The 7453-nt window shown below is 67.8% G+C and carries 9 protein-coding genes; 5 read left to right on the top strand and 4 right to left on the bottom strand.

Features of this window, described 5'->3' with window-relative positions:
- Nucleotides 1-818 (bottom strand): thiamine pyrophosphate-binding protein (locus BM388_RS17265; RefSeq protein ID WP_245781592.1); only part of this gene is annotated, 818 nt, incomplete at its 3' end.
- A 248-nt stretch (nt 819-1066) separates the two neighbouring features.
- Here BM388_RS17265 and BM388_RS17260 point away from each other — a divergent pair.
- From BM388_RS17260 to BM388_RS17240, 5 genes are read left to right on the top strand one after another with little or no spacing between them, the layout of a single operon-like run.
- On the top strand, nt 1067-2047 hold the full coding sequence (locus BM388_RS17260; RefSeq protein ID WP_089852451.1) for an AAA family ATPase: 981 nt from the start codon (nt 1067-1069) through the stop codon (nt 2045-2047).
- Nucleotides 2044-3774 carry a cobaltochelatase CobT-related protein gene (locus BM388_RS17255; protein WP_089852453.1) on the top strand — a complete coding sequence of 577 codons (1731 nt, stop codon included), beginning with the start codon at nt 2044-2046 and terminating at the stop codon, nt 3772-3774. Before BM388_RS17260 ends, BM388_RS17255 begins: the two co-directional genes overlap by 4 nt.
- 33 nt (nt 3775-3807) lie before the next feature.
- Nucleotides 3808-4176 (top strand): cupin domain-containing protein, encoded by a 369-nt coding sequence (locus BM388_RS17250; protein WP_089852449.1) that lies wholly within the window; start codon nt 3808-3810, stop codon nt 4174-4176.
- Nucleotides 4177-4191: 15 nt separating this feature from the next.
- Nucleotides 4192-4545, top strand: a complete 354-nt coding sequence (locus BM388_RS17245; RefSeq protein ID WP_089852447.1) for a Lin0512 family protein — start codon at nt 4192-4194, stop codon at nt 4543-4545.
- Nucleotides 4538-4912, top strand: coding sequence for a Lin0512 family protein (locus BM388_RS17240; protein WP_089852445.1), 375 nt, complete (start codon nt 4538-4540; stop codon nt 4910-4912). The genes BM388_RS17245 and BM388_RS17240 overlap by 8 nt, the downstream gene beginning before the upstream one ends.
- 20 nt (nt 4913-4932) lie before the next feature.
- Here the strand turns inward: BM388_RS17240 and BM388_RS17235 are convergent, their stop codons facing one another.
- From BM388_RS17235 to BM388_RS17225, 3 genes are all read right to left on the bottom strand, one after another.
- Nucleotides 4933-5682, bottom strand: coding sequence for a sulfite exporter TauE/SafE family protein (locus tag BM388_RS17235; protein ID WP_089852443.1), 750 nt, complete (start codon nt 5680-5682; stop codon nt 4933-4935).
- Between the two features lie 120 nt (nt 5683-5802).
- Nucleotides 5803-6837 carry a phosphate acetyltransferase gene (pta, locus tag BM388_RS17230; RefSeq protein WP_089852441.1) on the bottom strand — a complete coding sequence of 345 codons (1035 nt, stop codon included), beginning with the start codon at nt 6835-6837 and terminating at the stop codon, nt 5803-5805.
- Nucleotides 6838-6940: 103 nt separating this feature from the next.
- On the bottom strand, nt 6941-7453 hold a 513-nt coding region (locus tag BM388_RS17225), incomplete at its 5' end, for a thiamine pyrophosphate-dependent enzyme (protein ID WP_245781591.1).

Below are 7453 nucleotides of genomic sequence, written 5' to 3'. Positions count from 1 at the left end.
CCGGCCTTGGAGCCCTGGTAGCCCAGCGGGCCGCACCACAGCGGGTGGCTGGCCGGGAAGGAGTCGTTGTGCTGGTAGCTGTTGACCACCGGCGCGCCGAGTCGCTCGGCCAGCGCCTGGCAGGCGTCGACACCGTCGGCCATCACCACGCCGCCGCCGGAGACGATCACCGGGAACTTGGCGTTGGCCAAGAGCTCGGCGGCCTCGTTGAGGGTCCGGGTGCCGCCCGGGCCGCGGTCGAGGCGCGCGGGCTCGGGGATCTCGCACTCGATCTCGCCGTAGAAGTAGTCGCGCGGGATGTTGAGCTGGGTCGGGCCCATCTCGGACATCGCCCGGTCGAAGCAGCGGCCGGTGTACTCGGCCATGCGCGACGGGTGTGTCACGTGGCCCTGGTACTTGGTGAACTCCTGGAACATCGGCAGCTGATGGCACTCCTGGAAGCCGCCCAGGCCGATGCCGGTGGTGCCCGTCTCGGGGGTGACGATGACCACCGGGGTGTGTGCCCAGTAGGCCGCGGCGATGCCGGTCACGGCGTTGGAAATGCCGGGGCCGTTCTGGCCGATCACCGTGCCGTGGCGGCCGGAGACGCGAGCATAGCCGTCGGCCATGTGCGCCGCGCCCTGCTCGTGGACCACCGGAATCAGGCGGATGCCGGCCGGGGCGAAGATATCCATGGCGTCCATGAAGGCCGAGCCCATGATGCCGAACATGTCGGTCACCCCGTTGGCGACCAGGGTCTCCACGAAGGCCTCCGAGGGCGTCATCGTCTGCTTGCCTTTCACGACCTGGCGGGTGTCTGCGGTGTCTTGGGTGCTCATGGGATGTCCTCCGAGCCCGTCATCCGGGTTGTTTTATATGAGATGATTTATTCCGGCTTTCGGAATACGGACAGACTCTAGGCAGTCACCCCACCCTCGTCAAGAACAAATTCCATAAAACGATACGATTTGATTCTTTTTACGAAACTGATCTATGCTCACCGAACACTCCGGCAGCGACGTCCCCTGCCAGCGGTATTGATCAGGGACGCCCAAGGTCAACGGTCCCCCGGGCCGAGGAGACGGTGATGACAGACCCCATGAATGCCCAGCCCGACATCCTGGTGTCGGTGCGTAAGCTCTTCGGCATCGACAGCGACCTCGAGGTCCCCGCCTTCAGCTGGCGCGACGAGTACGTGCCCGAGGTCGACGAGGCCTATCGCTTCAACCCCGACGTGACCCTGGCGATACTCGCCGGCTTCACCCGCAATCGCCGGGTGATGGTCCAGGGGCTGCACGGCACCGGCAAGTCGACCCATATCGAGCAGGTCGCGGCACGCCTCAACTGGCCCTGCATGCGGGTCAACCTGGACGGCCACATCAGCCGCCTCGACCTGGTGGGCAAGGACGCTATCGTGATCCGCGACGGGGTGCAGGTCACCGAGTTCCAAGAGGGCATCGTGCCCTGGTCGCTGCAGCGACCGGTGGCCCTGATCTTCGACGAGTACGATGCCGGCCGCCCGGATGTGATGTTCGTCATCCAGCGCATCCTCGAGCGCGACGGTCACTTCACGCTGCTCGACCAGAAACGGGTCATCCATCCCCACCCCTACTTCCGGCTGTTCGCCACCGCCAACACCGTGGGACTGGGTAACCTGTCCGGGCTCTACCAGGGCACCCAGGTGCTCAACCACGCCCAGATGGATCGCTGGAACATCGTCGCCAAGCTCGACTACCTGCCCCGCGAGGAAGAGGCGGCCATCGTGCTCGGCCGGGTGCCCAGCAAGGACACCGAGAAGGGACGCAAGCTGATCGCCTCGATGGTGGCGGTGGCCAACCTGACGCGTCAGGGCTTCGCCGCCGGCGACCTCTCTACCCTGATGTCGCCGCGCACGGTGATCACCTGGGCCGAGAACTGCGAGATCTTCCGCAACCCGGCGCTGGCCTTCCGGCTCTCCTTTCTCAACAAGTGCGACGAGGCCGAGCGGCCCACCGTCGCCGAGTACTACCAGCGCTGCTTCGGCGAGGAGCTCGACGAGTCGTGGATGCGGGAGGCGACCGCGTCATGACCCAAAGCGCCCAGCAGCAGGCGCGCCGTCAACAGCGGATCGAAGAGCTCTGCGCGGCCAGCCTGCGCGCCCTGACCGGCCGGGCCGACCTGCACTACCGCGGCCGGCGCCTCTATCAAGGCGAAAGCCGCCTGCCGACCCATGCGCCGCACCTGCGCATCGACCCCGAGCAGGACGACTTCGCCGACTGCCGGGCCGCCGCCGACGGCATGGCCCTGCGGCTGATCCACTCCGACCCGGCCCTGCACCGCGCGCGCTGCCCGGCGGATCCGGTCGAGCGCCTGGTCTTCGAGCTGCTCGAGCAGCTGCGCGTGGAGACCCGGGTCCCCGCCGACATGCCGGGCATGGCCGTCAACCTGAACCGGCGTTTCCGACACTGGTCTCGCGACTTCGTCGACTCGGGTCTCACCGAAGGCTCCCTCGGGATGCTCCTCTATACCGTCGCCGAAATCTGTTGGTCGCGCCTGATGAGCCGGCAACTTCCCGAGGAAATCGAAGACCATATCGAGATCATGCGCGGCTCACTGGTCGCCGAGCTCGGAGCATCGCTGCGCGGCATTCGACAGCACAGTCAAGACCAACGTCGCTATGCGGATCATGCCTTGGAAGTTGCCAGGATCGTCGGCGAACGGGTGCGCGCCGCTCGGGAACAGGCCGAGGGCGACGAGGACGAGGCGCCGGAGGAGGCGCCCAGCGATGCCTTCGCGCTGCTGCTCGACCTCGAAGACGGCGAGGGCAACGAGGACGGCATCTCGGCCGCCACCACCGGGCACAGCAAGACCTTCGAGGACGCCGCCCTGGCCTATCGAGTCTTCACCACCCGCTTCGACCGCGAAGTCGCCGCCGGCAGCCTGGTACGCCGCGCCCTGCTGCGCGAGAACCGCGAGAAGCTCGACCAGGCCACCGCCGAGCAGGCCATCAACCTGCCGCGCCTGGCCCGTCGGCTGGGCAGCGTGCTCTGGGAGCCGCGCGTCGACGGTCGCGCCTTCGGCGAGGAGGAGGGGCGCATCGACGGACGGCGCCTCGCCCAGCTGGTCAGCTCGCCCACCGAGCGACGCCTGTTCTATCGCGACCAGGTGAAGCTCGGCACCGACTGCGCCGTCAGCCTGCTGATCGACTGCTCGGGCTCGATGAAGCACCACATCATGCCGGTGGCGATGATGGCCGAGAGCCTGATCCGCGCCCTGGAGATGATCGGGGCGAGCGCCGAGCTGCTCGGCTTCACTACCGGCGCCTGGAACGGCGGCCGCGCCTACAAGGCGTGGATGAGCGGCGGGCGTCCCCGCGGCCCGGGACGCCTCAACGAAGTGTGCCATATGGTGTTCAAGGACGCCGAGCGCAGCTGGCGGCGCGCCCGCACCGACATCGCCGCCCTGCTCAAGCCCGACCTGTTCCGGGAGGGGATCGACGGCGAGGCGGTGGACTGGGCCTGCGAGCGACTGCTCGCCCGCCCCGAGAACCGCCGCATCCTGATCGTGATCTCGGACGGCTGCCCGGCAGACAGCGCCACCAACCTGGCCAACGACCCCTACTACCTGGACAACCACCTCAAGGAGGTCGTCGCCCGGCGCAGCCGCGAGGGCCAGGTGGAGGTGCTGGGCCTGGGCGTGGGCCTGGACCTGAGCCCCTTCTACCGCCGCTGCCTGGCCACCGACATGGCCCAGGCGCTGGACACCCATCTGTTCGACGAGATCGTCGAGCTGATCGGCGGCCGCCACCGGCGCTGATCCTCGACGCCTGACTTTCCAGAGGAGAGCCCCATGCCCGTCAAGGTCATCGACATCGGCCACGATCCCGAGACGCAAACCCACCGGCGCCTGGCCGACCTGCCGGACCGCGTGGTCGAGGGCGACCCGCACCACGACGCCACGCTGAACTTCGCAAGCCCCGATGGCCAGCTGATCGCCGGTACCTGGACCAGCACCCCCGGCAAGTGGCACGCCTTCACCGATCGCGACGAGTTCTGCTATATCCTCGAGGGCCACGTGCGGCTGATCGCCGAGGACGGCAGCGCCCAGACCTACCGCACTGGCGACGCCTTCCTGATCCCCGACGGCTTTCGTGGATACTGGGAGGTGATCGAGACGACCACCAAGCACTTCGTGATCCGCCACCACGGCCACGACTGACGACGGAGAGAGCGCATGGCCAAGACCCGCATGGTGACCCAGTTCGGCATGGGCACCTCGATCCGCAGCCGCGACTACACCGAGGCCGCCGCCCGGGCGATCCGCGATGCCCTGTGGCACAACTCGCTGAACGTCGCCGACGCCTTCGACTTCCCCAAGGAGGCGATGCTGATCGACGTCGAGATCGGAGTACAGGACCCCGCCGCCGTCGACCCGGCGGCCCTGCTTCGCATCTTCCCCTACGGCCAGCCATCGGTGCGCCTGGTCAAGGGGGGGCTTGACGTGGACAAACCCGACGGCAGCGGCACCAGCGTGATCGCCAACGCCGCCATCATCGTCTCCTTCGACATGGAGCCCGATCATGACTGAGCGTCGCATCATCCTGGAAATGGGCAGCGGCAACGACCTCTACGGCGAGGACTACACCAAGGCGGCCTGTCGCGCCGTGCACGACGCCCTGCACCACTCCTCCATCGTGCTGTTCAAGTCGCTGGGCATCGATCACCGCGAGATGCGGGTCCAGGTGACCATCGGCGTGCAGGAGCCTGACAAGATCGACGCCGCGGTGGTGGCGGCCGAGCTGCCTCGCGGCCGCGCCGAGGTGAGCGTGGTGCACGGCGGGCTCAACGTCCATGACCCCGTGCAGGAAACCACCCACGTGGTGGCCACCGCGGCCATCGCCGCCCTGCTGCCCCTCGAGGAAGGCGCCTGGCGGCTCTGCGACGGGGCCGAGTAGGAAGTAGAGATTAGAGCTTCTTACAGCATCTCCGAGAGGATCAGCCCGCCGCCGATCACCATCAGCGTGACGAAGGCGACCCGGCGCATGGCCAGGGGCGACAGCCGGGGCGGCCAGCGCCGCCCGGCATAGGTGACCAGCGCCACCACGGGAATCGCCCAGGCGGTAAGGGTGAGGATCTCGAGATTCAGCCCGCCCGTGGCGGCGACGAACAGGGTGCGCATGCCCGAGGTGGCCGCGAACATCAGGATCAGCATGTTGCGGATCGCCACCGGCGGCAGCGGCTGGCGATAGCACTGGTAAATCACCGGCGGCCCGGCGATGCCGAAGAGCCCGCCGCAGAGCCCCGAGAGCACGCCGCTGATGAAGAAGCTACCCCGCGAGGAGAGGGTCTCGCGCTGGCGGGGGCGCAGCACCAGGCTCAGCCCGCCGTAGCAGACCAGCAGGCCCAGGGCGATGCGCAGCACGCTCTCGGCGCTGCCGCTCATCACGTCGAGCAGCAGCACACCGATCACGGTCGCCGGTACGATGCCAAGCACCGTGGCCCCGATCACCGCCATGTCGAGATGCTTCAGCTTGCCGGGCAGCGCCACCGCACTGTTGGCCAGCATCATCAGGCTGACCACCGCCGCCACCGAGGCCACGGGCGCGACGGCAAGCCCGCTGGTCGCACCCATCACGATCATGCCCAGCCCGAAGCCGGTCACCGTCTGGAAGTAGCCGGCGATGGCGGCAATGGCGATAAATGAGAGGAGTACCTCGAGGGTCATTTCATCGGCTCTCCATCACTGGCTCTCCATCACTGGCTCTCCATCACCGGCTCTCCATCACCGGCTCTCCATCATCGGTTCGACCATCGACGTCGATCTCGATGACCGACGGCCCGGCGCTCACGGCACCTGATCGACCGCCGCGGCTCGCTCTGCACCGGCCGCCTGGGCCTGCACCGTGGTCACCGCGATCACGTGAAAGACATCATCGACGCCGCAGCCTCGGGAGAGGTCGTTGGCCGGCTTGGCCAGCCCTTGCAGCAGTGGGCCGATGGCCTCGGCGCCGCCGATCCGTTCGGCCAGCTTGTAGCCGATGTTGCCGGCCTCGAGGTCCGGAAAGATCAGCACGTTGGCGTTGCCCTTGACCTTCGAGTCGGGCAGCTTGCGCTCGGCGATCTCGGCCACGATGGCGGCGTCAAGCTGCACGTCCTCGTCGATGGCGAGCGCTGGCCGGGCGGCCTTCACCTCGCGGGCGGCCTGCACGACCTTCTCGACGCTACCGTGCCGGGCGCTGCCGCTGGTCGAGAACGACAGCATGGCCACCCGCGGCGCCTCATCGAGCAGCGCCTGGGCGCTGTCGGCGGCGGCCATGGCGATCTGGGCGAGCTTGCCGGCGTCGGGGTCGATGACCAGGCCGCAGTCGGAGAAGATCATGCCGCCCTTGAGGCTGTGGAAGGGCTGGCAGAGCATCATCAGAAAGAAGCTCGAGACCAGCTTGCTTCCCGGGGCCAGCCCCAGCAGCTGGATGGCGCTTCGCACCACATCGGCGGTAGTGTTCACCGCCCCCGCCACGGTGCCGTCGGCATGGCCCTCGCGGACCAGCATGTTGGCGAAGCAGAGCGGCTCGCGTATCGCCGTCGCGGCCTGCTCCGGGGTCATGCCCTTCTTCTCGCGCAGCGCCAGGAGCGCTTGGGCCAGGTCGTCGGTCAACGGCGAGTCAACCGGGTCGATGACTTCAACCGCGGCCAGGTCGACCCCAACGCGCTCGGCGGCCGCGCCGATCGCCGACCGGCTGCCCACCAGGAGGATCCGGGCGATGCCCTGCTCCGCCGCCTTGGCGGCCGCGCTCAAGATGCGCTCGTCCTCGCCTTCGCAGAGCACGATGCGCCGGGGATCGCGGCGCGCGCGCTCGAGAATCTGATTCAAGGCTTTCATGGGATGGCCTCTCGTGCCTGCCGCATGGCGCGGCAGTCGTCAGATAAAAAAGCCCCCGGCAGCGCCGGGGGAACCCTTGCAGCACATTCGACAATCGGTTCGATCAGACGTAGTCCTGGTACTTCTCGAGCAGGCGCACCGGCTTCTTCAGCGCGTCGCGGCGGAAGGGGTCGCCCAGCTCGCGGGTGCACATGATCTCGATGATGCAGGTCTTGCCCTCGTTCATCTGCAGGTCCACCGCCTTCTTCAGCGCCGGGCCCACGTCCTCGAGGCGATCCACGGTGATGCCCTCGGCGCCCATCGACCGGCCGATCTCGGCGAAGCTCTGATTGTCCAGCTCGCCGGCCACGAAGCGGCGGTTGTAGAACTCCACCTGGTTCTTCTTCTCGGCGCCCCACTGGCGGTTGTGGAACACCACCGCGGTCACCGGAATCTCGTGACGCACCGCGGTCATGGTCTCCATCAGGCTCATGCCCCAGGCGCCGTCGCCGGCGTAGGCGATCCCCGGACGCTCCGGTGCAGCCACCTTGGCCCCGATCATGGTGGGAAAGGCGTAGCCGCAGTTGCCGAAGCTCATCGGCGCGAAGAAGCTGCGCGGCTTCTCGAAGCGCAGGTA

It is taken from the genome of Halomonas saccharevitans, assembly GCF_900116405.1.
Classification (GTDB): Bacteria; Pseudomonadota; Gammaproteobacteria; order Pseudomonadales; family Halomonadaceae; genus Halomonas; species Halomonas saccharevitans.
The sequence above is the reverse complement of the archived record's forward strand: the minus strand, read 5'-3'. Positions and strand labels throughout refer to the sequence as shown.